Source organism: Aeromicrobium sp. MLTX1 (genome assembly GCF_046452335.1).
GTDB lineage: Bacteria > Actinomycetota > Actinomycetes > Propionibacteriales > Nocardioidaceae > Aeromicrobium.
Map to the genome: position 1 here is coordinate 345,727 of NZ_JBKFDN010000001.1, position 21,508 is coordinate 367,234.

A 21,508-nucleotide genomic window follows, 5' to 3' on the forward strand; every position below is an offset into this window, starting at 1 on the left:
AACATGGCGATCTATCTCACCTCTGAATCCAAGGTCATCGTCCAGGGCATCACCGGCGGCGAGGGCACCAAGCACACCGCCCTGATGCTCAAGTCCGGCACGAACGTCGTCGGTGGCGTCAACGCGCGCAAGGCCGGCACCACGGTCACGCACGTCGACGCCGACGGCAACGACGTCGAGCTGCCCGTGTTCGGCTCGGTCGCCGAGGCGATCGAGAAGACCGGCGCCGACGTGTCGGTCGCGTTCGTCCCGCCGGCGTTCACCAAGGACGCCGTCGTCGAGGCCATCGACGCCGAGATCGGGCTGCTCGTGGTCATCACCGAGGGCGTCCCGGTCCAGGACACCGCGGAGTTCTGGGCCTACGCCCAGGGCAAGAAGACCCGCATCATCGGCCCGAACTGCCCCGGCATCATCAGCCCCGGGCAGGCGCTCGCCGGCATCACGCCGGCGACCATCGCGGGCGCCGGTCCGGTCGGCCTCGTGTCCAAGTCGGGCACGCTGACCTACCAGATGATGTTCGAGCTGCGTGACTTCGGCTTCACCACCGCCATCGGCATCGGCGGCGACCCGGTCATCGGCACGACGCACATCGACGCGCTCGAGGCGTTCGAGAACGACCCCGACACGAAGGCGATCGTGATGATCGGCGAGATCGGCGGCGACGCCGAGGAGCGTGCGGCCGAGTACATCAAGGCGCACGTGACCAAGCCGGTCGTCGGCTACGTCGCGGGCTTCACCGCTCCCGAGGGCAAGACCATGGGCCACGCCGGCGCCATCGTCTCGGGCTCCTCGGGCACCGCGCAGGCGAAGAAGGAGGCCCTCGAGGCCGCCGGGGTCAAGGTCGGCAAGACGCCGTCCGAGACCGCCGCCCTGATGCGGGAGATCCTGCAGGGTCTCTGACACCCGTCAGCACGACGCCCCCGCGAGCCTCGGCTCGCGGGGGCGTCGTCGTTCGTGGTGACGGTTTCCCCGGTTAAGCGGGGAAACCGTCACTTCACGGGGTTTGCGAACCACGTGAAGTGACAGGAAACCACGCTCAGTCGAGGTGCCGGGGCCGAGCGGTGCACCGGCCGGGGTTCTCCCTCACTGACCGGGGATCGCACACCCCGGTCAGTGACAGCGAACCCACGTAACCGGGGAAACCGTCACTCCGGGACGTACGCGAGGCGCTCGCCGGCGCGCTTGAGGACGGCGCGGAACTCGCCGCCGGAGATGGCGTACTTGCCGGCGGGCGGGAAGAGCACCTGGGTGACGTCGGCACCGCGGCGGACGACGCCCATGCGGTAGTACACCGTGCGGTCCTTGCCGATCTCGAGGCCGACGCGCCACGAGGTGCCGGCGAAGCCGCTGCCGCGGACGCGCTTCTCGTCGTCGACGGTGGCGGGCAGGTCACCGTCCTCGCACTCGTCGATCCGCTTCGCGATCCCGTCGACGAACTTCTTGGCCGCCTTCGGGCTCGACATCCGCGCGACCGTCTGCGTGAGCGCGAACTGGTCGGGCAGCACCTCGGCCTCGGGGATCGCGAAGACGCGCGACTGGGCCGAGCTGACGGACTTGCCGGTGAAGGTCGTGTCGTCGCAGACCGTGGCGGTCGGGTTCTGGTTCGTGACCGCGGCGGGCGCGCTGGCGCTCCAGACGCTGTCGATCGTCTTGACCGGCGGCAGGTCGACGACGCCGAGGAACGACGGGTACTTGCCCACGGCCGGCGGCAGCGCCGAGGTGACGGTGAAGCGCTCGGAGCAGTCGCCGCCGGAGTCGGCGCAGACGCGGCTGATCGACTCGTTCAGCACGCGCGCGAACTGGCGCACGTCGGTGCGCTCGGTGCCCGGCGACTCGTGCACGAGGGTGCTGGTGAGGGTGCCCGACTGCGCCAGGCCCACGGTGATGAACCGGGCCGGCGAGCGGTAGGACTGCAGGCGAAGGATCTGGAAGTCGCCGAAGGGGCGCTCGACGCGGTAGGCGTCGACGAGACGCGTGCGCGGGTGCTCGCACCCGGCGTAGAAGGAGATGAGGCGCGAGAACGCGGCCTCGGACGCCTCCTCCGAGCGCGACACCTCGATCGCCTGCGCGACGCGGTCGTCCGCGTCGTCGGTGAAGGCGCGCACGAAGACCTTGAGCGGGTCGGGGTCGGCGAAGCGCGTGGTGGGACACGTGGCGTACGGCGTCTGGTTGGCCAGGTCGGTGTCCGTGGCCTCCACCGACCACGCGGCGTCGGGGTTGAGGTTCGCGACCTCGCCGCTGGAGAGCAGGTCGTCGGTGCCGATGTTGTGCGAGTCGAGCACGACGTCGCGGGACTCGGCGCCGATCTTCTCGCGGTCGGGCAGCGAGGACTGGCGAGCCATCGCGTCTCCCTGCGCCACGAACGCGCCGCCGAACAGCGCCACGGCGAGCGCGGCGGCCACGAGCACGACCGCGTTGCGGCGCGCGCCGCGGGTGGCCGAGCGGCGGACCTCGCCCGGCGACGGCAGGTCGAGCCCGGCGGTGACGACCGCGAGGGCGCGCATGCGCTCGACGACCTCGTCGATCGTGATGCCGAGACCCTCCTCGACCCGGCTGAACCCGCGCGAGGCGAGCTCGAGCGCGGACTCGTCGTCGACGCCCACCTCGCGGGCCGCCTCGTCGAGGTCGACGTCGGCGATCGTCATGAGGCTGATCAGCCGGCGCGAGGGCTGGTCGAGGTCGGCCAGCTGCGCCAGGAGCGCATGATCGGTGTCGTGGGAGCGACGCTTGCGGAACGGATGCGCGCCGCGGGCGAGGGCCGTGACCTTCCACGCCTCGGCGCGCACGAAGGATGCCGGATCGGCCGTGGAGACGCGCGACCACTGGCGCCATGCATGGCGGTACGCCTCGATCGTCGCCTCGCGTGCGACCTCACGATCGCCGCACTTCGCGTACGTCGTGACGAGGGTCACGCGCTGCGTGGAGGCGTAGAAGGCGTCGAACTCGTCGACCCGAGTCATGCTGCCTTCCTCCTTCTCTCCACCCCGGCGTGTGCTGTCGCGATCCCCGCCACGATACCGGTTGGATGGTGAGGTGACCGAGTCCCGTGCTGCCGATCAGTGGCGCCCGGCGATCCTCACGGCCATCGGATCGACGGTCCTCAGCCTCCTGATCGCCGGTGCCGCGGCCTCGGCGACGGCGCTCGCGGCATCCACTCCCGACCTCCTCCGCGCCTCGATCCGCGCGTGGCTCGTGGCCGTCGGCGCGACCCTCACCACCGGCGACGAGCGCATCGACGTGGTGCCCCTGGGAGCGACGATCGTCGTGGTCGTCCTCGTGCTCGTGCTCACCCGGGTGGCGCTGAGGACGCCGATCGTCGACCCCGTGGCGTTCGGCGCGATGACCGGCGGCGTCGCCGGCGTGCTGGCCGGCATCTGCTCGGCCGCCACCAGCACCGAGACCACCTCCACCTCGTTCGTCCGCGCCGCGTTCGGCGCCTTCCTCGTCGTCGGACTGCCCGCGGCGTGGGGTGCCTCGCGGCGGTCCCGGATCGCCTGGATGGGGCTCCCGGCCCGTTGGACCCCGGTCGCCGACGGCGCGTCCAGCGGGGTGATCGGCCTGCTCGGCGGTGCCGCCGTCGTGACCTTCGTGATGCTCACGCTGCACCTCGACCGCGCCGCCGACCTCTGGGCCACCCTCGATCCCGACGGCCCGCTCCTGCTCGGACTGATGTGCCTGCTCGCACTGCCCACGCTGGTGCTGTGGACCACCGCGGTGATCCTCGGTCCCGGGTTCACGCTCGGCTCGGACACCACCGTCGATCTCGCCGGCTCGGCGCTCGGCCAGGTGCCCGGATTCCCACCGCTGGCCGCCCTCCCCGACCCGGGCCCCTTCGGCGGCTGGGTCGTCGTGCTGACGCTCGTCCCGCTCGCCGCGGGCGTCGCGGCCGGTCTCGTCGCCTACACGCGCACGGCCGCCGACCAGCGCGGCTGGGGCCGCGCGGCCGGCGACGGCGCGCTCGCCGGCGCCGTGGCGGGAGCGATCGTCGGGCTCCTGCTCGAGACGGCACGCGGCGGCCTGGGCCCGGGACTGCTGCAGACCGCGGGCTCCCCCGCCTGGCAGGGACTGCTGGTCGCCGTCCCGCTGCTGGCGGCGGGCGGCGCCCTGGGCGCGATCGGCGCCCACTATCGTTCTGCACGTGACCGAGCCTCGTCCTGAGCCCGCCCGGCTCGTGGTGCTGGTGTCGGGATCCGGCACCAACCTGCAGGCACTGATCGACGCCGCCGCCGATCCGGCGTACGGCGCCGAGGTCGTCGCCGTCGGAGCCGACCGCGACGGCATCGAGGGCCTCGCCCGCGCCGAGCGGCACGGCATCCCCACCTTCGTCGACCGCGTCTCCGACCACCCCGACCGGGCCGCCTGGGACGCCTCGATCGCCGGGACCGTGGCGTCGTACCGCCCCGATCTCGTGGTCCTGGCCGGCTTCATGAAGCTCGCCGGCCCGGCGTTCCTCGAGCGCTTCGGCGGCCGCACGGTCAACACCCATCCGGCGCTCTCGCCGTCGTTCCCCGGCATGCGCGGTCCGCAGGACGCGCTGGAGTACGGCGTGAGGATCACCGGCGCCACCCTCTTCGTCGTCGACGCGGGCGTCGACACCGGCCCGATCGTCGCCCAGGTCGCCGTGCCGGTCGAGGACGACGACGACGTCGAGACCCTCCACGAGCGCATCAAGACCCACGAGCGAGCCATGCTGGTCGAGTGGGTGGGCCGCCTCGCGCGCGAGCCCCACTCGATCGACGGCCGACGAATCCGCTTCCACCCGAAGGAACAGTCATGACCGACACCCGTCCCATCAAGCGCGCCCTCGTCTCGGTCTACGACAAGACCGGGCTGGCCGAGCTGGCGCAGGCGCTGCACGCCGCCGGCGTCGCGATCGTCTCCACCGGCTCCACCGCCAAGACCATCGAGGCCGCTGGCGTGCCCGTGACCCCGGTCGAGCAGGTCACCGGCTTCCCCGAGTGCCTCGACGGGCGCGTCAAGACGCTGCACCCACGCGTGCACGCCGGCATCCTCGCCGACCTGCGCCTGCCCGAGCACCAGCGCCAGCTGGAGGAGCTCGAGGTCGAGCCCTTCGACCTCGTCGTGGTGAACCTGTACCCGTTCCGCGAGACCGTGGCCTCCGGCGCGACCCCGGACGAGGTCGTCGAGCAGATCGACATCGGCGGCCCCTCGATGGTGCGCGCCGCCGCGAAGAACCACCCGAGCGTGGCCGTGGTGGTCTCCCCCGACGCCTACGGCGAGCTCACCGACGCGCTGGCGCAGGGCGGCTTCACGCTCGAGCAGCGCAAGCGCCTCGCGGGTCGCGCGTTCGCGCACACCGCCGCCTACGACGTCGCCGTCGCCTCGTGGTTCGCCTCGTCGTACGCGCCGGCCGACGACGAGCAGTTCCCCGTCTTCCTCGGCGCCACGTGGGAGCGCTCGGCCGTGCTGCGCTACGGCGAGAACCCGCACCAGCCCGCCGCGCTCTACACCGGCGACCACCCCGGCCTGGCCGGCGCCGAGCAGCTGCACGGCAAGGAGATGTCGTTCAACAACTACCTCGACACCGACGCCGCCCGACGCGCCGCGTTCGCCCACCAGAAGCCCGCCGTCGCGATCATCAAGCACGCCAACCCGTGCGGCATCGCCGTGGGCACCGACGTCGCGCAGGCCCACGCCCGCGCCCACGCCTGCGACCCGGTCTCGGCGTTCGGCGGCGTCATCGCGGCGAACCGTCCCGTCAGCGTGGCGATGGCCGAGCAGGTGGCCGAGGTCTTCACCGAGGTCATCGTCGCCCCCGACTACGAGGACGGCGCCGTCGAGGTGCTCCAGGCCAAGAAGAACATCCGCATCCTGCGCTGCCCCGCCCCCACGCACGAGTCGCCGGTCGAGTTCCGGCCCGTCAGCGGCGGCCTGCTGCTGCAGGAGCGCGACCGCGTGGACGCCGAGGGCGACGACCCGACCACGTGGACCCTGGCAGCCGGCGAGCCGGTCGACTCCGACACCTTCGCCGACCTCGTCTTCGCCTGGCGCGCGTGCAAGGCCGTGAAGTCCAACGCGATCCTGCTGGCCAAGGGCGGCGCCTCGGTGGGCGTCGGCATGGGCCAGGTCAACCGCGTCGACTCGTGCCGCCTCGCGGTGGAGCGGGCCGGCGAGGAGCGCGCCCGCGGCGCGGTGGCCGCGTCCGACGCGTTCTTCCCGTTCTCCGACGGACCTCAGATCCTCATCGACGCGGGCGTCCGCGCGATCGTGCAGCCCGGCGGATCGGTGCGCGACGCCGAGACGGTGGCCGCGGCCGAGGCCGCCGGCGTCACGATGTACGTCACGGGGACGCGTCACTTCTTCCACTGATCGTGCGGTCGCGCAGGTCCACCAGCATCTGCGTGCCCGTCTCGTCGTCGACGAGGTGGCCGATGATCATGCTCCGCATCGCGCGGACGACCTTCGCGGCCTCCTCGTCCTCCTCGTTCACGCCGGCGGTGCGCCGCAGCGCCACACCGGCGATGAACGCGACCATGTCCTCGGCCAGCCCCTCGGGGTCGGTGATGCCGGCGCGGCGCAGCACGCTCACCAGCACGTCCTGACCCGTGGTCAGAGCGGTCACGGCGGTCTCGCGCAGCTCGGGGTCGCGTGCGGCGCCCAGGATCACCGAGAGCTCGCGCGTGGCGGTCTCGGGCGGCCGCAGCGCCAGGATGCTCGTGGCGAAGCGCACCGAGGAGTCGGACGTGACCAGGCCCATCATGGCCTCGACGTCGACGTCGGCGAGGCTCTCCATCGTGGCGATCCAGGCCTCGATGTGGTGGTTGAGGGCCTCGCGCAGGAGCTCCTCGATCGTGGAGAAGTAGTAGGTCGTCGTGGCGGCCGGCAGACCGGCCGCGGCGGCCACCGCGCGGTGCGTGACCGCGCGTGATCCGCCCTCGACGAAGAGGTCGACCGCGGCCTCCAGCAGCGCCTCACGGCGCTGTCGGCTCCGCTCCTGCGACAGTTGAGCCCTGGGTGCCATGCCGAGCAGTCTAGGGGTGCGTCGGCCGCCGACCGGAGGGGTTCGGCCTCAGCCGGTCCACCACGTGTCGGCGTCGAGCAGCCAGTGGTGGCGCATCGACAGCGCGCGCTCGATGATCGCGAGGACGCCCGCGACGGTCAGCGCCGTGGCCGCGGCGCCGCTCAGCGCGAGCGGCGAGGTGAAGGTCCAGCCGATCGCGTCGGCGATCTGGGGCACGTGCGTCACGGTGTCGAGCAGGCTCATCCCGGCGACCACGAGCCCCACGACCAGCACCACCACCGCGGCGCCCGCCATGAGCGCGCTCAGCACCGGATGGCGGTCGGCGAGGCGCTGGCGCCACGCCTCGAGGGTCTTCGGGTGGGGACCGAGCGGCAGCTCGGCGCCGGTGCCCAGCACGAGGTGCGCGCGCCTCACGCCGTAGAAGGTGGTGGCGAACTCGATCCGGCCGCCCGGCACCGGGAACGAGGCCGGCGCCTTGGCCGAAGCCGCGCGACGGCCGTCCCGGTACAGCGACACGCGGTCGTCCCAGTCGAAGAAGTCGTAGTCCACCGCCCAGGCGTGACCGGCGTGCGTGACGCCCAGCAGGCTCCGGTTGACCACCTGGAGCCGCGAGTACGGCTCCAGCGGCTCGTCGTCCCCGGGCTCGATCTCACCCTTGCGGCTCATGTCGGCGTTCCCCCTCGCGTCGGCACGGTCCCAGTATCCCCGTGGCGCCCCCGGGCCAAGGTGGCGACCGTGCCGGCCGGCGCACGTGAAAGACTCGGACCCGTGACCGCCCAGACCCTCGACGGCAAGGCCGTCGCCGCCACGATCAAGACCGAGCTGCGCGAGCGCGTCGACGCCCTCCGCGCCCGCGGCATCACCCCCGGCCTCGGGACCATCCTCGTCGGCGACGACCCGGCCAGCCGCTGGTACGTCGGCGCCAAGCATAAGGACTGCGCCGAGATCGGCATCGAGTCGATCCGGATCGACCTCCCGGCCACCGCCACCCAGGAGGAGGTCGAGGCCGCCGTCGACCAGCTCAACGCCGACCCGGCCTGCACCCTCTACATCGTGCAGCTGCCGCTGCCGAAGGGCCTCGACGAGAACGCCGTGATCGGCCGCATCGACCCGACGAAGGACGCCGACGGCCTGCACCCGACGAACCTCGGCTGGCTCGTCCTGGGCAAGCCCGCTCCCCTGCCGTGCACGCCGCGCGGCATCATCGAGCTGCTGCGCCGCCACGAGGTCGAGATCGCCGGCAAGCACGCCGTCGTCATCGGCCGCGGCATCACCGTGGGTCGCCCCATGGGCCTGCTGCTGACGCGCCGCAGCGAGAACGCCACCGTCACGCTGTGCCACACCGGCACGCAGGACCTCGCCGCCGAGGTGCGCCGCGCCGACATCGTCATCGCCGCCGCGGGCGTCCCCGGCATCATCACGGGCGACATGGTCAAGCCCGGTGCTGCCCTGCTCGACGTCGGCGTCAGCCGCGACGAGGACGGCAAGATCGTGGGCGACCTCGCCCCCGACGTGTGGGAGACCGCCGGCTGGGTCACGCCCAACCCCGGCGGCGTCGGCCCGATGACCCGCGCGATGCTGCTGAGCAACGTCGTCGACTTCAGCGAGGCCGCCGCCGAGGACGCGGGGTGAAGCTCCCCCGCAGCCACGGCTCGCGGATCTACCTGCTGCACCTCGTGGCAGTCGCCGTGGGCCTGGTCCTGGTCGCCACGGGACCGTGGCGGGCCGGCATCGTCGTGATCGGGGCGTCGTTCCTGGTCGCGGCGGCCTTCCGCCTGGTGATCCCGCTGGACCACACCGGGATGCTGCGGGTGCGCGGCAAGCTCTTCGACGTCGTCTGGATGTCGTTCCTGGGCGCGTCGCTCGTGCTGCTGGCGATCATCGTCCCGAACTGACCACCCCGAACACGAAGCAGGGCCGCCCGGATCGGGCGGCCCTGATTCGTGTGCTGCGTGGATCAGATGAGGCCCAGCTGCGTGACGGCGTCGCGCTCCTCGGCGAGCTCGGCCACGCTGGCGTCGATGCGCGCCCGGCTGAACTCGTCGATCTCGAGGCCCTGGACGATCTCCCAGTCACCGTTCTTCGTGGTGACGGGGAACGAGCTGATGAGGCCCTCGGGCACGCCGTAGGAGCCGTCGGACGCCACGGCCATGGAGACCCAGTCGCCCTCCGCCGAGCCCTGCAGCCAGTCGCGGGCGGCGTCGATCGTGGCCGACGCGGCCGAGGCCGCGCTGGACGCGCCACGCGCCTCGATGATGGCGGCGCCGCGCTTGGCGACCGTGGGGATGAAGTCGTTCTCGATCCAGGCCTGGTCGCCCACGACCTCGGCGGCGTTCCGGCCGGCGATCTCGGCGTGGAAGATGTCGGGGTACTGGGTGGCCGAGTGGTTGCCCCAGATCGTCATCTTGCTGATGTCGGAGACCTTGGCGCCCGTCTTGGCGGCCAGCTGGCTGATCGCGCGGTTGTGGTCGAGGCGCGTCAGGGCGGTGAAGCGGTCGGCCGGGATGTTCGGCGCGTTCTTCATCGCGATGAGGGCGTTGGTGTTGGCGGGGTTGCCGGTGACGCCGATGCGGATGTCGTCGGCCGCGACCTCGTTGAGGGCCTTGCCCTGCGCCGTGAAGATGGCGCCGTTGGCCTCGAGCAGGTCGCCGCGCTCCATGCCCTTGGTGCGGGGGCGCGCGCCCACCAGCAGGGCCAGGTTGGCGCCGTCGAAGATGTGGTTCGGGTCGTCACCGATCTCGACCGAGTCCAGCGTGGGGAACGCGCAGTCGTCGAGCTCCATCACGACACCCTCGAGCGCCTTCAGCGCCGGGGTGATCTCGAGGAGTCGGAGCTGGATCGGGGTGTCCGGACCGAGCAGCGAGCCGCTCGCGAGACGGAAGAGAAGGCTGTAGCCGATCTGGCCGGCGGCGCCGGTGACGGCCACCTTGACAGGAGAGGTGCTCACGTCGATGTGCTCCTTGGGGTGGGGTGTCTGCCTCGAAACTAGCGCAGGACGGATTCGGGTCCGCCACCGCCCGGCCTCAGAGGTCGTCGGTCTCGTTGTCGAGCGAGATCCATTCCTTGGAGGGCTCCACCTTCGTCGTGCCGCCCCGCGTGACGTGCAGGGAGCCGTCCACGGCGTGCAGCACGTAGCGGGCCCCGTCGTGCGTGGCGACGTAGGCGTCGCGGCGCCAGTCGTAGGTGCCCGAGAGGTCGAGGGTGTCGGAGCCGTCGGGCTTGATGACCACACGGAACCGGTCGCCGACCGCGTCCTTGCCGCAGATCGAGGTCTTCGAGCCGTTCGTCGTGGACTTGTAGAGGATCACGGGGTAGTCGCCGCCGCAGGCCAGCGAGAGGCCCCCGGTCTGCTGCTGGGCCTTGGTGACGGGCTGCTGGCCGCAGTCGGGCAGCAGGCTGTCGCCCTGGGTGCCGTCGGCGTTGAAGCGCGTGTTCTCGTCCTCGCACGCCGTGACCGTGGGCTCGGTGGTCGGCTCGGTCGTGGGCGACGGGGCCGGAGCCTCGCGCGTGGGGTCGACCGACAGGACGGGCGCGCTGGGCGTAGGAGTGGTCGCGGGAGCCTCGGCCTCGTCGTCGGACCCGCCCCCGGACAGCAGCGACCAGCCGAACGCGCCGAGGGTGGCCACGACGGCCAGCACCAGCAGGACAGGACGTGCACCGCTCCAGCTCATCGGTCCAGCCTAACCGCCGCGTCTCCGGACTCCGTCCGCGAGATGTGTAGCGGCATCCACGTGTTTGCGTCCCGAGAGCCGGAAAAAGGGTGGACAGCGCTACAGATCTGGTCCGCGGGACGCGGAGGGGTCACTCCCACTCGATCGTGCCCGGAGGCTTGCTGGTGACGTCGAGGACGACGCGGTTGACCTCGTCGACCTCGTTCGTGATGCGGGTGGAGATCCGCTCGAGCAGCTCGTACGGGAGGCGGCTCCAGTCGGCGGTCATCGCGTCCTCGCTCGAGACCGGGCGCAGCACGATCGGGTGACCATAGGTGCGGCCGTCGCCCTGCACGCCCACCGAGCGCACGTCGGCCAGCAGCACCACGGGGAACTGCCAGATGTCGCCGTCGAGGCCGGCCGCGGTGGTCTCCTCGCGGACGATCGCGTCGGCGCGGCGCAGGATCGCCAGGCGCTCCTCGCTGACGGCGCCGACGATGCGGATCGCCAGGCCGGGGCCGGGGAACGGGTGGCGCGACACGATCGCCTCGGGGATGCCGAGCTGGCGACCGACCTCGCGCACCTCGTCCTTGAACAGGGTGCGCAGCGGCTCGATCAGGCTGAACTCGAGGTCCTCGGGCAGGCCGCCGACGTTGTGGTGGCTCTTGATGTTGGCCGCGCCCTCGCCCCCGCCGGACTCGACGACGTCGGGGTAGAGCGTGCCCTGGACGAGGAACTTCACGGGCGGGCCGGGGGTCGCCAGCACCTCGCGCTCGGCGGCCTCGAACGTGCGGATGAACTCGCGGCCGATGATCTTGCGCTTCTGCTCGGGGTCGGTGACGCCGTCGAGGAAGCCGAGGAACTGGTCCTTCGCGTCGACGACCTTCAGGTCGACGCCCGTGGCGGCGACGTAGTCCTGCCGGACCTGCTCGGCCTCGCCCTCGCGCAGCAGGCCGTGGTCGACGAAGACGGCGGTCAGCTGGTCGCCGATCGCCTTCTGCACCAGGGCGGTGGAGACGGCCGAGTCGACGCCCCCGGACAGCGCCGAGATGACGCGGGCGTCGCCGACCTGCTGGCGGATGAGCTCGACCTGGTCGTCGACGATGTTGGCGCTGGTCCACGTGGGCGAGCAGCCGGCGATGTCGAACAGGAAGTGCTCGAGGATCTTCTGTCCGAACTCGGAGTGCATGACCTCGGGATGCCACTGCACCCCGGCGAGGCGGCGGTCGGTGTTCTCGAAGGCGGCGACGGTGGCGCGGTCGCTCTTCGCGCTGAGCGTGAAGCCCTCGGGCTGGCGGACGACCTCGTCGCCGTGGGACATCCAGCTGACCAGCTTCTCGGGCAGGCCCTGGAGCAGGGTTCCGGGCTCGAGCACCGAGACGCTGGTGCGGCCGTACTCGCGCTGACCGGTGCGGGCGACCTCGCCGCCGAGCGCCTGCGCCATGGCCATGAAGCCGTAGCAGATGCCGAAGACGGCGGTGCCGGAGTCGACCAGGCCGACCGGCAGCTGGGGGGCGCCCGTCTCGTAGACCGACGACGGTCCGCCGGACAGGATCACGGCCTTCGGGTTCTTCGCCAGGATCTCCTCGGACGTCGCCGTGTGCGGCATGATCTCGGAGAAGACCCGGGCCTCGCGCACGCGCCGCGCGATCAGCTGGGCGTACTGGGCACCGAAGTCGACGACGATGACGGTGTCGTGGTGGGCTTCGGCGACGGACTCGGGAGTATCAAGGGCCACGCCCCAATCCTAGAGCCGCCCGCCGTCCGTCCTTCGCGCGGTGCGGGCAGCGCTGCGGAGGGCTCAGACCTGCTCGCGGATCTCGCCGACGAGCTCCTCGAGGACGTCCTCGAGCATGACCACGCCGATGACCGTGCCGCTCGGGTCGGCGACGCGGGCCATGTGCGAGCCCTTCGCCTGCATCGTGCGCAGCGCGTCGTAGAGACCGCTGCCGACGCCCACCGTGGACAGCGGCCGCAGCCACTTGTCGGCGATGGGGCGCACGCGGGTGGCGTCCTCGGTCTCCAGCACGTCCTTGATGTGCAGGTAGCCGGTCAGCTCGCCGTCCTCGCCGGCCACCGGGAAGCGCGAGTAGCCGGTGCGGGCGCAGGCGTCCTCGACGTCGACCGGGGTCGCGCCCGGCGGGATCGTGACAAGGCCGTCGCGCGGCAGCAGCACCTGCGCGACCGTGCCCTCGTGGAAGTCCAGTGCGCCGCTGACCAGGCCGTACTCGTCCTCGTCCAGCAGGCCCTCGCGGCGCGACTCCTCGACCAGGCCGGCGACCTCGTCGTGGGTGAACGTGGAGGCGACCTCGTCCTTGGGCTCGACGCCCGCCAGGCGGACGGCGCCGTTCGCGATCGCGTTGAGCGACACCACGAGCGGCTTGAGCACCGCGATGACGACGAGCATGAACGGACCGAGGATGAGCGCGGCCCGGTCGGGCGCGGCCAGCGCGATGTTCTTCGGCACCATCTCGCCGTAGACGACGTGCAGGAACACCACGAGCGAGAGCGCGATCGCGAAGGAGATCGGGTGGACGAAGCCGTGCGGCACGCCGAGGTACTCGAAGACGGGCTCGAGCAGGTGCGCGATCGCGGGCTCGCTGATGGCGCCGAGACCCAGCGAGCAGATCGTGATGCCCAGCTGCGCCGCGGCCATCGCGAGCGTGACGTTCTCCATCGCCTTGAGGGCGAGCTTGGCCGTGCGCTTGCCGGCCTGGGCCTCGGGCTCGAGCTGGGTGCGGCGGGCCGAGATCAGCGCGAACTCGGCGGCCACGAACAGCGCGTTCAGGACCAGCAGGAGGAGGGTCAGTGCCAGCGCGGGCCATCCGCTCATCGGTCGGCCTCCTCGTCCGGGGCGTCGATGGTGAGGGCGAGGCGGTCGATGCGCCGGCCCTCCAGCCGCTCGACGGTGAGGTGGACGGTGAGGGGCTCGGCGTCGTCCTCGTCGTTCTCGGGGGTCGAGTCGACCTCGAGCGTGACGACGTCGCCGCGCACGGCCAGGCGGCCGAGCCGCTCCAGCACGAGACCGGCGATCGTCTCGTAGTCCTCGCTCTCGGGCAGCTTCACGCCCGTCTGCTCGAAGACCTCGTCGGGCCGCAGCAGGCCGGACAGCGACCACGTGCCGTCGCGGCGGTGGCGGCTGCGCTCGGAGACCCGGTCGTGCTCGTCGGCGATGTCGCCCACGATCTCCTCGACCAGGTCCTCCAGCGTCACGATGCCGTCGGTGCCGCCGTACTCGTCGACGACGATGGCCATCTGGTTGTTCTGCTCGCGCAGCTGCACCAGCAGCGGGTCGAGCTCGAGCGTGTCGGGCACGGTGGCGGCGGCCTCGGCGATCTCCGAGACGCGCACCGAGCGGCGTCGGTCGGGGTCGACCGCCACGGCCTGCTTCACGTGCACGACGCCGATGACGTCGTCGGCGGATCGGCCGATCACGGGGAACTTCGAGTGCCCCGTCTGGCGTGCGGCCTCGATGAGGTCCATCGCGGTGTCGCGCTCCTCGAGGAAGTGCACGCGCACGCGCGGGGTGCGCACGTCGGCGGCCGTGCGGTCGCCGAACGCGATGCTGCGCGCGACCAGCTCGGCGGTCTCGTCGTCGATCGCGCCCTCCTGCGCCGACCGCAGCACGAGCGAGCGGAGCTCCAACGGCGAGCGCGCCGAGCGCAGCTCCTCCTGGGGCTCGACGCCGAGCCACTCCAGCGTGCGGTTGGCCATCGCGTTGAGGCCGCGGATCGGCCACGCCATCGCGTGGGTGAACGCGCGCTGCATCCACTGCGTGGTGGCGGCGGTCTTGCGCGGCAGCGACAGGGCCAGGTTCTTGGGGATCAGCTCGCCCACGAGCATCGTGACGATCGTGCTGAGGAACAGCGCGATCGCGTAGGACGCGACACTGAGCCCACTGCCGGACAGGCCCAGGCTCTCGAGCGGGCCGCGCAGCAGGCGGCCGATGGCCGGCTCGGCGAGGAAGCCGATCGCCAGGTTCGTGATCGTGATGCCCAGTTGAGCGCCGCTGAGCTGGGTGGAGAGGCTGCGCAGGGCCTTGAGGGTTCCCTGTGCGCCGCGGTCGCCCGCCTGGGCCTCGCGCTCGACGGTGGCGCGGTCGACGGTGACGAACGAGAACTCGGCGGCGACGAAGACACCGCAGGCGAGCATCAGCAGGAACGACGAGAACAGCAGAAGCCATTCGGTCACAGTGGGTGGGTCCTCAGGTAGGCGTCGTGGTGGCTCAACGATAGCGCTGGGCGATGAAAGGTATCCTTCTCGTCGTGCCCACCTACCAGTACCGCTGCGTCGACTGTGCCGAAGAGCTCGAGGTCAAGCAGAGCTTCTCCGACGCCGCGCTGACGACGTGCCCCTCCTGCGGTGGTGACCTCCGCAAGGTCTTCGGGGCCGCGGGCGTGGTGTTCAAGGGCTCCGGCTTCTACCGGACCGACAGCCGCTCCACCTCCTCGAGCTCCAGCAGCTCGTCCGCCAGCTCCAGCTCCAGCAGCTCCTCGTCGAGCTCGTCGAGCACCTCCGGCTCCGGCGCCGCCTGAGCCTCCTGCTTCGTAGGCCTGTGGACGACGCGGGCCGGGATCGTCCGATCCTGCCTAGCCTCGCGCCATGGAATCGGCCGTCCGCTTCGTCCTGACCCATCGGCGCGTCCTCGCGGCCACCCTCGCGGGACTGGCCGTGTGGGCCGGGGTCACCGCCGCGACCCGCTCCCCCGACACCCGTGAGGTGCTCGTCGCCGCACGCGACCTCGGCAGCGGCGCCACCGTGCTGCGCTCCGACCTCGAGGCCCGCCGGCTGCCCGACGCCGCCGTACCCGCCGGCCTCGCCACGGCACCCGAGATCGTCGGTCGCGCGCTGGCCGGGCCGATGCGTGCCGGCGAGGTGTTCACCGACCGCCGGGTCGTCGATCCCCGCGACCTCGGCCGCGGACGCGTGCTGAGCACGGTCGAGGTCTCGTCCGCCACGGCCGAGCTGCTGCGACCGGGCGACGCCGTCGACCTGCTCGCGGTCGCCGAGGAGGGTGCGGCCGAGCCCGTGGCCGAGGCCGTCGAGGTCGTCACAGTGCGCTCCGACCGCGAGCGCGAGACCGCCGTCCTCGGCGTCGCGGCGGCCCCCGAGGTGGCCACGCGGGTGGCCCGGGCGTCCGTCACGTCACGTCTCGCCGCGGTGGTGGTGACTCGTCACCGTGCTCCGTAGGTCCTAGGGTCGAGGCGTAGCCTTCCCATCGCCCACCTACGAGGAGCGCCCATGCTTCAGGGTTTCAAGGACTTCCTGTTCCGCGGCAACATCGTCGACCTCGCCGTCGCCGTCGTCATCGGCACCGCCTTCACCGCACTGGTCGGCACCGTCACCGCCTCGGTCATCGAGCCGGTGATCAACTCGCTCGGTGGTGCCAACGTGAAGGGCCTGTCCTTCCAGATCGTCGACGGCAACCCGAAGACGGTCGTCGACCTGGCCGCCGTCATCAACGCGATCATCACGTTCGTCATCACCGCCGCGGTCGTCTACTTCGTCTTCGTCCTCCCGTCGAAGAAGCTCATGGAGCGTCTCGCGAAGGGCGAGGAGGAGGAGCCCGCAGGACCCAGCGAGGACATCCTGCTGCTGCGCGAGATCCGCGACGCGCTCGGCGGCGGCACCTTCCAGCGCCAGGCCGGTGGCGATCCGCAGGTGGATCCCACCCGCTAGGACTCAGTCCTTGCCGTGGTGAGGGGGCACGTCGCGTCGCAGCTCGTCGTCGCGCGACGTGCCCTTCGCCTCGTCCCCCCAGCCCTCGGAGGTCTCGTCGCGCGTCGTCGACGGCATGAGGTCGCCCAGCAGGCGCGCGACCCGCTCGAGCCGCGCCCGGCGCTCGGCGGGCGTCTCCTCGTGGTCAGCCGGCACGGAACCACTCCGCCGTGAGGACCGGACGCATCGGCTTCCAGCCGGTGGTGTCCATGAAGCGCTGCGAGGTCACCCGCTGCGACCGCGCGAGCAGCTCGAGCTTGTCGGCGGTGACGCTGAACAGCCAGCGGCGGAAGAAGCGCCCCTCGCTGTGGCCGGCGGCGCGGGCGATCGCGTTGACGTAGTCGAGACGCTTGAGCGGCTCGGCGCCCACGTTGTAGGCGCCGCTGGGCGCACCGAGCGCCGCCACGGCGGAGGTGCCGACGTCGAGCGGGTGCACGACGTGCATCCACGAGTCGGGGTCGCCCAGGCCGATCGGGCGCCGCTTGCGGGCCCGGCGCACGAGGAACTGCGAGTTGGGGTCGTCGCCGCAGATGAGGCCGTAGCGCAGGCGCACGGTCACTCCCCCGGCCTCCTCCACCCGCTGGGCGTGCTGCTCGGCGACGGTGAGCGGCTCGGTGACCATCGTGACGTCGATGGGGGTGGACTCGTCGATCCACTCGTCGCCGCGCGCGACGTAGATGTGGCTCAGGCTCTGCTGCACCATCAGGCCGATGCCCGACTCGATCGCGGCGTCGGCGACCAGGCCGGCTCCCACCGTGCGGATGCGGTTGATGCGGTTGAGCGAGCCGGGCATCATCGCCCGCGCGCCGACCGGGACGTTGGTGGCGAAGTTGACCACCGCGTCGCAGCCGCTCATCGCCTTCACGAGGGAGTCGCGGTCGAGCACGTCGCCGTGGATCGCCGTGGCCCCCGCCGACTGGACGAGGCGGGCGGCCGAGGGTGAGCGGACGAGACCGACGACCTGGTGCCCCGCGTTCTGCAACGCCGGGATCGTCGCTCGTCCCATGACGCCGTTGGCGCCCGTGAGCAGGATCCGCACCCACCGAGTCTACGACCACCATCCGCATCGTGAGACAGGTCCCGGTGCCACCTGCGCCACATGCGTCACGCATGGACCACACGGCACCGCCGCCGACACCCTCGTGGAATCATGGACCGGTGCGCCCCCGTAGCTCAGGGGATAGAGCAACGGTTTCCTAAACCGCAGGTCGGAGGTTCGAATCCTCTCGGGGGCACCAGGGACTCGGTTGTCCCGCGGAGTGTGCCGCGGTGTCCCTGTCGTGCGGGACGGCCCGCCTTCCAGTGTGAGTGCATCACCACTTCGGAAGGACACACGATGACCACCCACATCACCACCGAGCAGCGCGTGCGGGACGACCTCCCGCAGGACAGCGCCGCCCGCCCCGGCCGCGGCTGGGCCCTCGCGGGCGTCGCCGCCGGCATCCTCGGCTTCGCGACGACGATCCTGAGCGCGGAGGCCGGTGCGGCCTACGTCGACGGAAAGGTGCAGGACGCCGACGGCGTCATCGCCTCGCTGAACGGGCACGTGCCGCAGCTGATCGCGTTCCACGTCGTCGCCACGCTCACCGTGCTCGCGCTGGTGCCGTTCGGCGTCGGACTGCACCGACGCCTGCGGGCCGCGCTGGGCGCTGACAGCCTGGTGCCTGGCGTCGCCGCGTTCGGCATCCTCGGCACGGCGCTCGTCATGCTGATGGGCACCGCCCTCAACACGGAGTTCATCTTCGGGGTCGCCGGGGACACGCCCCTGGCCGTGCCCGAGGCCGCCACCGTGTTCAACCACTGGATCGCGACCGTGCCGTGGGTCTGGGGACTCACGGGTCTCACCGGCTGGGCGCTGTTCCGGGCCTGGCGCCAGGGCGCCGTCCGCGCCTGGGTGGGGATCGTCGCAGGCCTCCTGGGCACCCTGTCGCTGCTGCTGACCGTCGTGCCGCTGCAGTACATGGCCGGCTGGACCGGCTCGGTCATGGTCGTCCTGGTCGGCCTCGGGTTCGCCTTCGGGGACCGCGGCGCCAAGTGACCTCGCTCCTCGATCGCCAAGGCGGCGGTTCGCTCCCCTCGGACGCGAACCGCCGCCATGATCTACGCATGAGGTCCACGCAGGTCCCGGTCGGCGGGCTCGCCGCGCTCGGCGTGGGCCTCGCGCTGTTCGCCGTCGCCGTCGCGCTGGACCTGCGGGTCGGCAACGCTCCCATCCCCGAGTGGACCGAGGAGCCGGGCTGGACCTTCGCCGCGATCGGACTCGTCCAGGCCGGCCTCGGCGTCATCGTGCTGTGGCACCGCCACCGCCACCCGTTCGGCTGGGCGCTCATCGGTCTCGGGATGCTCTGGGTCCTGGACGGGCTGGCCCAGTCCTACGTCAGGTTGGCCGTCTTCGAGCGGGAGGACCTGCCGGGCCTCACGTGGGTGCTGTGGTTCCTGTTCCGCTTCACCGCCGTGCTGCCCATGAACGCGGCCGCGGTGCTCCTGCTGTTCCCCGACGGACTGCCGCGCGGTCGCTGGCGCGCCGCGGGATGGGCGAGCCTGGCCCTCATGGGCGCGGGCCTGGCCCTGTTCCTCGTCGTGCCCAGCACGCAGCGCGAGGTCGACGCGTCCCTGGCGGCGCTCGTCCCCGGGGTCGACATCGACCCGACCTCGATCGAGGCGCTGCGCCCCGTGGCCGAGCAGGTCGTGACCCTCACGTGGCTGCTCGGGGGCGTCGGCTTCACGCTCGCACTGGTCACCGTGATGGCGCGGTACCGCGCCTCGCGCGGCCCCGAGCGCGAGCGGATGCGCTGGCTCGCGTGGGCCGTCCTCGCGATGGTGCTGCTGATCGCGACGAGCCTGGTCGTCGACGTTCCGGCTCTCAACGCGATGCTCCTCGGCGCCGCCCTGCTGGTGGGTCCTGTCGCGATGGTCGTCGCGATCGTGCGACCCGACGTCGTCTCGGTGGAGAACCTGCTGGTCCGCACCCTCGTCTACGGCGGCATCAGCGTGGTGATCGTGCTCGTCGACCTGCTGGCGCTCGCGATCATCTCCCGCACGCTCGGCGACGCCTTCGGCCAGCGCGAGGTCGTGCTGCTCGTGCTGCTGCTCGCCGCGATCCTCTACGGCCCGCTGCGGCTGCGCATCGAGGCGTGGGTGCGCCGGCTCGTCCTGGGCGAGCGCCGCGACCCCTACTCGGTCGTGGCGAGCCTCGCCTCGACCCTCGAGCGCACCGACGACGACGGATCCCAGCTCGCGGCCGTCGTCGAGGCCGTCTCGACGGCCTTCGGGCTCACCTACGTGCAGGTCGAGGTCGACCGCTCGGCCGGGGAGCGCCTCGTGGCGTCGCGCGGCGACCGGCCGGCCGACGTCCGGTCCTTTCCCATCGCCTACCGATCGCGCACGATCGGACGGCTCACCCTGCCGGCGCACGGCGTGCGCAACCACCTGACCTCCCGCGACGAGACCCTGCTCGCCGACGTGGTGCGCCAGGCCGCGGGCGCGATCCGCGCGAGCCAGCTGAGCGACGAGCTGCAGCGCAGCCGCGAGGGCCTCGTCCTGGCGCGCGAGGAGGAGCGGCGGCGGATCCGGCGCGACCTCCACGACGGGCTCGGGCCCTCGCTCTCCGCCGTGGTGTTCCGCCTCGAGTCGGCCCGGCTCACCGTGACCTCCGACCCCGCCTCGGCCGACGAGCAGCTCGCCGAGACGCGCGACGTCGTGCAGGACATCATCAAGGACGTCCGCCGGCTCGTGCACGACCTGCGCCCACCCGCGCTCGACGATCGCGGCCTGGTCGGCGCGCTGACCCAGCTGGCCGAGCACGCCGAAGCCGCCGTCGACGTGCGGGTCGTGGCCGACCTCGACGGGGCCCTGCCCGCCGCGGTGGAGGTGGCCGCGTTCCGGATCGCGTCGGAGGCGATGAACAACACGCTGCGGCACGCCCACGCGCGCAGCTGCTCGGTCTCGCTGACGGCCGACGCGGACGAGCTGGTGGTGGAGGTCGCCGACGACGGCGTCGGCATCGCGGCCGACGCGAAGCCGGGCGTGGGCCTGCTCTCGCTGCGCGAGCGCGCGGCCGAGCTCGGCGGCTCGGTCGACCTGCGCTGCCCCGACCACGGCGGCACGATCGTCACCGCGCGACTGCCCCTGCACGCGAGGATGGAGCCATGAGCGATCCCGTGCGCGTCGTCGTCGTGGACGACCACCAGATCCTGCGCGACGGCCTGGTCGCGCTGCTCGGCGCGATCGACGGGATCGCCGTGACCGGCACCGCCGGGGACGGGCGCGACGCGATCCACGTGGTCGACGCCGACCCGCCGGACGTCGTGGTGATGGACATCCAGATGCCCGTGCTGGACGGGATCGAGGCGACCCGGCACATCACCGGTCGCCACGACGGCGTGCGCGTGCTGATGCTGACGATGAACGAGGACGACGACACGATCCTCAGCGCGCTGCGCGCCGGCGCCTCGGGCTACCTGCTGAAGGGCGCCGACGCGGCCGAGGTCCACCGCGCCATCCTGGCCACCGCGGGCGGCGGCATGGTGTTCGGCGCGTCGATCGCGGGACGCGTGGCGGGGTTGTTCGCGGGGCGCACGCGGCACCGGCCCGAGCACCCGTTCCCCGACCTCTCCGAGCGCGAGCGGGCCGTGCTCGACCTGCTGGCCGCCGGCCGCAGCAACGACGCGATCGCGGCCGAGCTGTTCGTCTCGAACAAGACCGTCCGCAACGCCGTCTCGTCGATCTACGCCAAGCTGCACGCGGCCGACCGGGCCGAGGCGATCATCCGGGCCCGCGAGGCCGGGCTCGGCCGCGACCACTGACGCGGGGTGCGGAGGGGGCGAGGGGGCGCGGCTCAGGCGCGGGTGAAGGCGATGCCGCGCCGGAGCGCCCATGGGGAACGGGACCTCCGGCGCGGCACCTTCACGCCGTCTTGGGGGAAGAACGGCGTGCGTGGGTGCAGACACCCCCGTGCGTCCGACCCACCGGCTCCTGGGAGGGAAGCCGACCGGACGTCACGATGCACCAACCGTCACATGAGTCACATGTCCGGCACAAGTTCCTCGTGGGTAATGTCGCCCACGTGTCGCGGCCCGCCGACTCATCCCGCGAGGATGAGGCCCGCGAACCCCCGCCTCCGCCATGCTGAGCGCGTGACGACTGCCGTCACGGGGCC

The 21,508-nt window shown here is 72.1% G+C and carries 22 protein-coding genes and 1 tRNA gene; 13 read left to right on the plus strand and 10 right to left on the minus strand.

Annotation, left to right across the window (positions count from 1 at the left end; genetic code table 11):
• Window positions 1-3: 3 nt before the first annotated feature.
• Window positions 4-900 (plus strand): succinate--CoA ligase subunit alpha, encoded by an 897-nt coding sequence (sucD, locus tag ACK99Q_RS01625; protein ID WP_179426344.1) that lies wholly within the window; start codon window positions 4-6, stop codon window positions 898-900.
• A gap of 245 nt (window positions 901-1,145) precedes the next feature.
• On the opposite strand, the gene ACK99Q_RS01630 is transcribed toward sucD, so the two are convergent.
• Window positions 1,146-2,960, minus strand: a complete 1,815-nt coding sequence (locus tag ACK99Q_RS01630; RefSeq protein ID WP_410184508.1) for a hypothetical protein — start codon at window positions 2,958-2,960, stop codon at window positions 1,146-1,148.
• Between the two features lie 73 nt (window positions 2,961-3,033).
• Here ACK99Q_RS01630 and ACK99Q_RS01635 point away from each other — a divergent pair, with 73 nt between their 5' ends.
• The 3 genes from ACK99Q_RS01635 to purH are packed head-to-tail and all read left to right on the plus strand — an operon-like array spanning window position 3,034 to window position 6,330.
• On the plus strand, window positions 3,034-4,158 hold the full coding sequence (locus tag ACK99Q_RS01635; protein ID WP_410184509.1) for a DUF6350 family protein: 1,125 nt from the start codon (window positions 3,034-3,036) through the stop codon (window positions 4,156-4,158).
• The gene (purN, locus tag ACK99Q_RS01640) at window positions 4,133-4,777 is read left to right on the plus strand and encodes a phosphoribosylglycinamide formyltransferase (RefSeq protein WP_410186050.1); all 645 of its coding nucleotides are present in this window, start codon (window positions 4,133-4,135) and stop codon (window positions 4,775-4,777) included. The genes ACK99Q_RS01635 and purN overlap by 26 nt, the downstream gene beginning before the upstream one ends.
• Complete coding sequence (gene purH / locus ACK99Q_RS01645) at window positions 4,774-6,330, plus strand: bifunctional phosphoribosylaminoimidazolecarboxamide formyltransferase/IMP cyclohydrolase (RefSeq protein WP_410184510.1); 1,557 nt, start codon at window positions 4,774-4,776, stop codon at window positions 6,328-6,330. Before purN ends, purH begins: the two co-directional genes overlap by 4 nt.
• Here the strand turns inward: purH and ACK99Q_RS01650 are convergent.
• Both ACK99Q_RS01650 and ACK99Q_RS01655 read right to left on the minus strand, forming a co-directional pair.
• On the minus strand, window positions 6,302-6,982 hold the full coding sequence (locus tag ACK99Q_RS01650) for a TetR/AcrR family transcriptional regulator (protein ID WP_410184511.1): 681 nt from the start codon (window positions 6,980-6,982) through the stop codon (window positions 6,302-6,304). The two genes, purH and ACK99Q_RS01650, sit on opposite strands and share 29 nt — an antisense overlap.
• A 48-nt stretch (window positions 6,983-7,030) precedes the next feature.
• A complete protein-coding gene (locus ACK99Q_RS01655; RefSeq protein ID WP_410184512.1) occupies window positions 7,031-7,648 on the minus strand; it encodes a hypothetical protein in 618 nt (205 codons plus the stop codon).
• A 102-nt stretch (window positions 7,649-7,750) separates the two neighbouring features.
• On the opposite strand from ACK99Q_RS01655, the gene ACK99Q_RS01660 reads away from it, so the two are divergent.
• Both ACK99Q_RS01660 and ACK99Q_RS01665 read left to right on the plus strand, forming a co-directional pair.
• Window positions 7,751-8,614 carry a bifunctional methylenetetrahydrofolate dehydrogenase/methenyltetrahydrofolate cyclohydrolase gene (locus ACK99Q_RS01660; protein WP_410184513.1) on the plus strand — a complete coding sequence of 288 codons (864 nt, stop codon included), beginning with the start codon at window positions 7,751-7,753 and terminating at the stop codon, window positions 8,612-8,614.
• On the plus strand, window positions 8,611-8,877 hold the full coding sequence (locus tag ACK99Q_RS01665) for a DUF3017 domain-containing protein (protein WP_410184514.1): 267 nt from the start codon (window positions 8,611-8,613) through the stop codon (window positions 8,875-8,877). Before ACK99Q_RS01660 ends, ACK99Q_RS01665 begins: the two co-directional genes overlap by 4 nt.
• A gap of 62 nt (window positions 8,878-8,939) precedes the next feature.
• Here ACK99Q_RS01665 and ACK99Q_RS01670 read toward each other — a convergent pair whose 3' ends face one another.
• The 5 genes from ACK99Q_RS01670 to ACK99Q_RS01690 form a co-directional block, all read right to left on the minus strand.
• Entirely contained in the window at window positions 8,940-9,929 is a 990-nt protein-coding gene (locus ACK99Q_RS01670) for a malate dehydrogenase (RefSeq protein ID WP_269305345.1), read from the minus strand.
• Window positions 9,930-10,005: 76 nt separating this feature from the next.
• Complete coding sequence (locus tag ACK99Q_RS01675) at window positions 10,006-10,653, minus strand: hypothetical protein (RefSeq protein ID WP_410184515.1); 648 nt, start codon at window positions 10,651-10,653, stop codon at window positions 10,006-10,008.
• Window positions 10,654-10,783: 130 nt separating this feature from the next.
• On the minus strand, window positions 10,784-12,370 hold the full coding sequence (guaA, locus tag ACK99Q_RS01680; protein WP_410184516.1) for a glutamine-hydrolyzing GMP synthase: 1,587 nt from the start codon (window positions 12,368-12,370) through the stop codon (window positions 10,784-10,786).
• 63 nt (window positions 12,371-12,433) lie between these two features.
• A complete protein-coding gene (locus tag ACK99Q_RS01685; RefSeq protein WP_269305335.1) occupies window positions 12,434-13,465 on the minus strand; it encodes a hemolysin family protein in 1,032 nt (343 codons plus the stop codon).
• Window positions 13,462-14,823 (minus strand): hemolysin family protein, encoded by a 1,362-nt coding sequence (locus tag ACK99Q_RS01690; RefSeq protein ID WP_410184517.1) that lies wholly within the window; start codon window positions 14,821-14,823, stop codon window positions 13,462-13,464. Before ACK99Q_RS01690 ends, ACK99Q_RS01685 begins: the two co-directional genes overlap by 4 nt.
• Window positions 14,824-14,897: 74 nt before the next feature.
• Between ACK99Q_RS01690 and ACK99Q_RS01695 the strand changes: the two genes are divergently transcribed.
• From ACK99Q_RS01695 to mscL, 3 genes are all read left to right on the plus strand, one after another.
• Entirely contained in the window at window positions 14,898-15,167 is a 270-nt protein-coding gene (locus ACK99Q_RS01695; RefSeq protein ID WP_410184518.1) for an FmdB family zinc ribbon protein, read from the plus strand.
• Between the two features lie 67 nt (window positions 15,168-15,234).
• On the plus strand, window positions 15,235-15,822 hold the full coding sequence (locus ACK99Q_RS01700) for an SAF domain-containing protein (protein ID WP_410184519.1): 588 nt from the start codon (window positions 15,235-15,237) through the stop codon (window positions 15,820-15,822).
• Between the two features lie 51 nt (window positions 15,823-15,873).
• Window positions 15,874-16,311, plus strand: coding sequence for a large conductance mechanosensitive channel protein MscL (gene mscL / locus ACK99Q_RS01705; protein ID WP_410184520.1), 438 nt, complete (start codon window positions 15,874-15,876; stop codon window positions 16,309-16,311).
• Window positions 16,312-16,314: 3 nt separating this feature from the next.
• On the opposite strand, the gene ACK99Q_RS01710 is transcribed toward mscL, so the two are convergent.
• Together ACK99Q_RS01710 and ACK99Q_RS01715 are read right to left on the minus strand one after the other, a co-directional pair.
• A complete protein-coding gene (locus ACK99Q_RS01710; RefSeq protein ID WP_410184521.1) occupies window positions 16,315-16,506 on the minus strand; it encodes a hypothetical protein in 192 nt (63 codons plus the stop codon).
• A complete protein-coding gene (locus ACK99Q_RS01715) occupies window positions 16,496-17,389 on the minus strand; it encodes an NAD-dependent epimerase/dehydratase family protein (protein ID WP_410184522.1) in 894 nt (297 codons plus the stop codon). Before ACK99Q_RS01715 ends, ACK99Q_RS01710 begins: the two co-directional genes overlap by 11 nt.
• A 123-nt stretch (window positions 17,390-17,512) precedes the next feature.
• Between ACK99Q_RS01715 and ACK99Q_RS01720 the strand changes: the two genes are divergently transcribed.
• The 4 genes from ACK99Q_RS01720 (at window position 17,513) to ACK99Q_RS01735 (ending at window position 21,155) form a co-directional block, all read left to right on the plus strand.
• Window positions 17,513-17,588 (plus strand) — tRNA-Arg (locus ACK99Q_RS01720).
• Window positions 17,589-17,686: 98 nt separating this feature from the next.
• Window positions 17,687-18,388 (plus strand): hypothetical protein, encoded by a 702-nt coding sequence (locus tag ACK99Q_RS01725; RefSeq protein WP_410184523.1) that lies wholly within the window; start codon window positions 17,687-17,689, stop codon window positions 18,386-18,388.
• Between the two features lie 68 nt (window positions 18,389-18,456).
• Window positions 18,457-20,502 (plus strand): histidine kinase, encoded by a 2,046-nt coding sequence (locus ACK99Q_RS01730; protein WP_410184524.1) that lies wholly within the window; start codon window positions 18,457-18,459, stop codon window positions 20,500-20,502.
• On the plus strand, window positions 20,499-21,155 hold the full coding sequence (locus ACK99Q_RS01735; protein ID WP_410184525.1) for a response regulator: 657 nt from the start codon (window positions 20,499-20,501) through the stop codon (window positions 21,153-21,155). Before ACK99Q_RS01730 ends, ACK99Q_RS01735 begins: the two co-directional genes overlap by 4 nt.
• Window positions 21,156-21,508: the final 353 nt, after the last annotated feature.

Bases quoted from the DNA above. Each gene is read 5' to 3' on its own strand.
- sucD (WP_179426344.1), top strand. From the start codon at position 4: ATGGCGATCTATCTCACCTCTGAATCCAAGGTCATCGTCCAGGGCATC.
- ACK99Q_RS01630 (WP_410184508.1), bottom strand. From the start codon at position 2,960: ATGACTCGGGTCGACGAGTTCGACGCCTTCTACGCCTCCACGCAGCGC.
- purH (WP_410184510.1), top strand. From the start codon at position 4,774: ATGACCGACACCCGTCCCATCAAGCGCGCCCTCGTCTCGGTCTACGAC.
- ACK99Q_RS01650 (WP_410184511.1), bottom strand. From the start codon at position 6,982: ATGGCACCCAGGGCTCAACTGTCGCAGGAGCGGAGCCGACAGCGCCGT.
- ACK99Q_RS01655 (WP_410184512.1), bottom strand. From the start codon at position 7,648: ATGAGCCGCAAGGGTGAGATCGAGCCCGGGGACGACGAGCCGCTGGAG.
- ACK99Q_RS01675 (WP_410184515.1), bottom strand. From the start codon at position 10,653: ATGAGCTGGAGCGGTGCACGTCCTGTCCTGCTGGTGCTGGCCGTCGTG.
- ACK99Q_RS01685 (WP_269305335.1), bottom strand. From the start codon at position 13,465: ATGAGCGGATGGCCCGCGCTGGCACTGACCCTCCTCCTGCTGGTCCTG.
- ACK99Q_RS01700 (WP_410184519.1), top strand. From the start codon at position 15,235: ATGGAATCGGCCGTCCGCTTCGTCCTGACCCATCGGCGCGTCCTCGCG.
- mscL (WP_410184520.1), top strand. From the start codon at position 15,874: ATGCTTCAGGGTTTCAAGGACTTCCTGTTCCGCGGCAACATCGTCGAC.
- ACK99Q_RS01725 (WP_410184523.1), top strand. From the start codon at position 17,687: ATGACCACCCACATCACCACCGAGCAGCGCGTGCGGGACGACCTCCCG.
- ACK99Q_RS01730 (WP_410184524.1), top strand. From the start codon at position 18,457: ATGAGGTCCACGCAGGTCCCGGTCGGCGGGCTCGCCGCGCTCGGCGTG.
- ACK99Q_RS01735 (WP_410184525.1), top strand. From the start codon at position 20,499: ATGAGCGATCCCGTGCGCGTCGTCGTCGTGGACGACCACCAGATCCTG.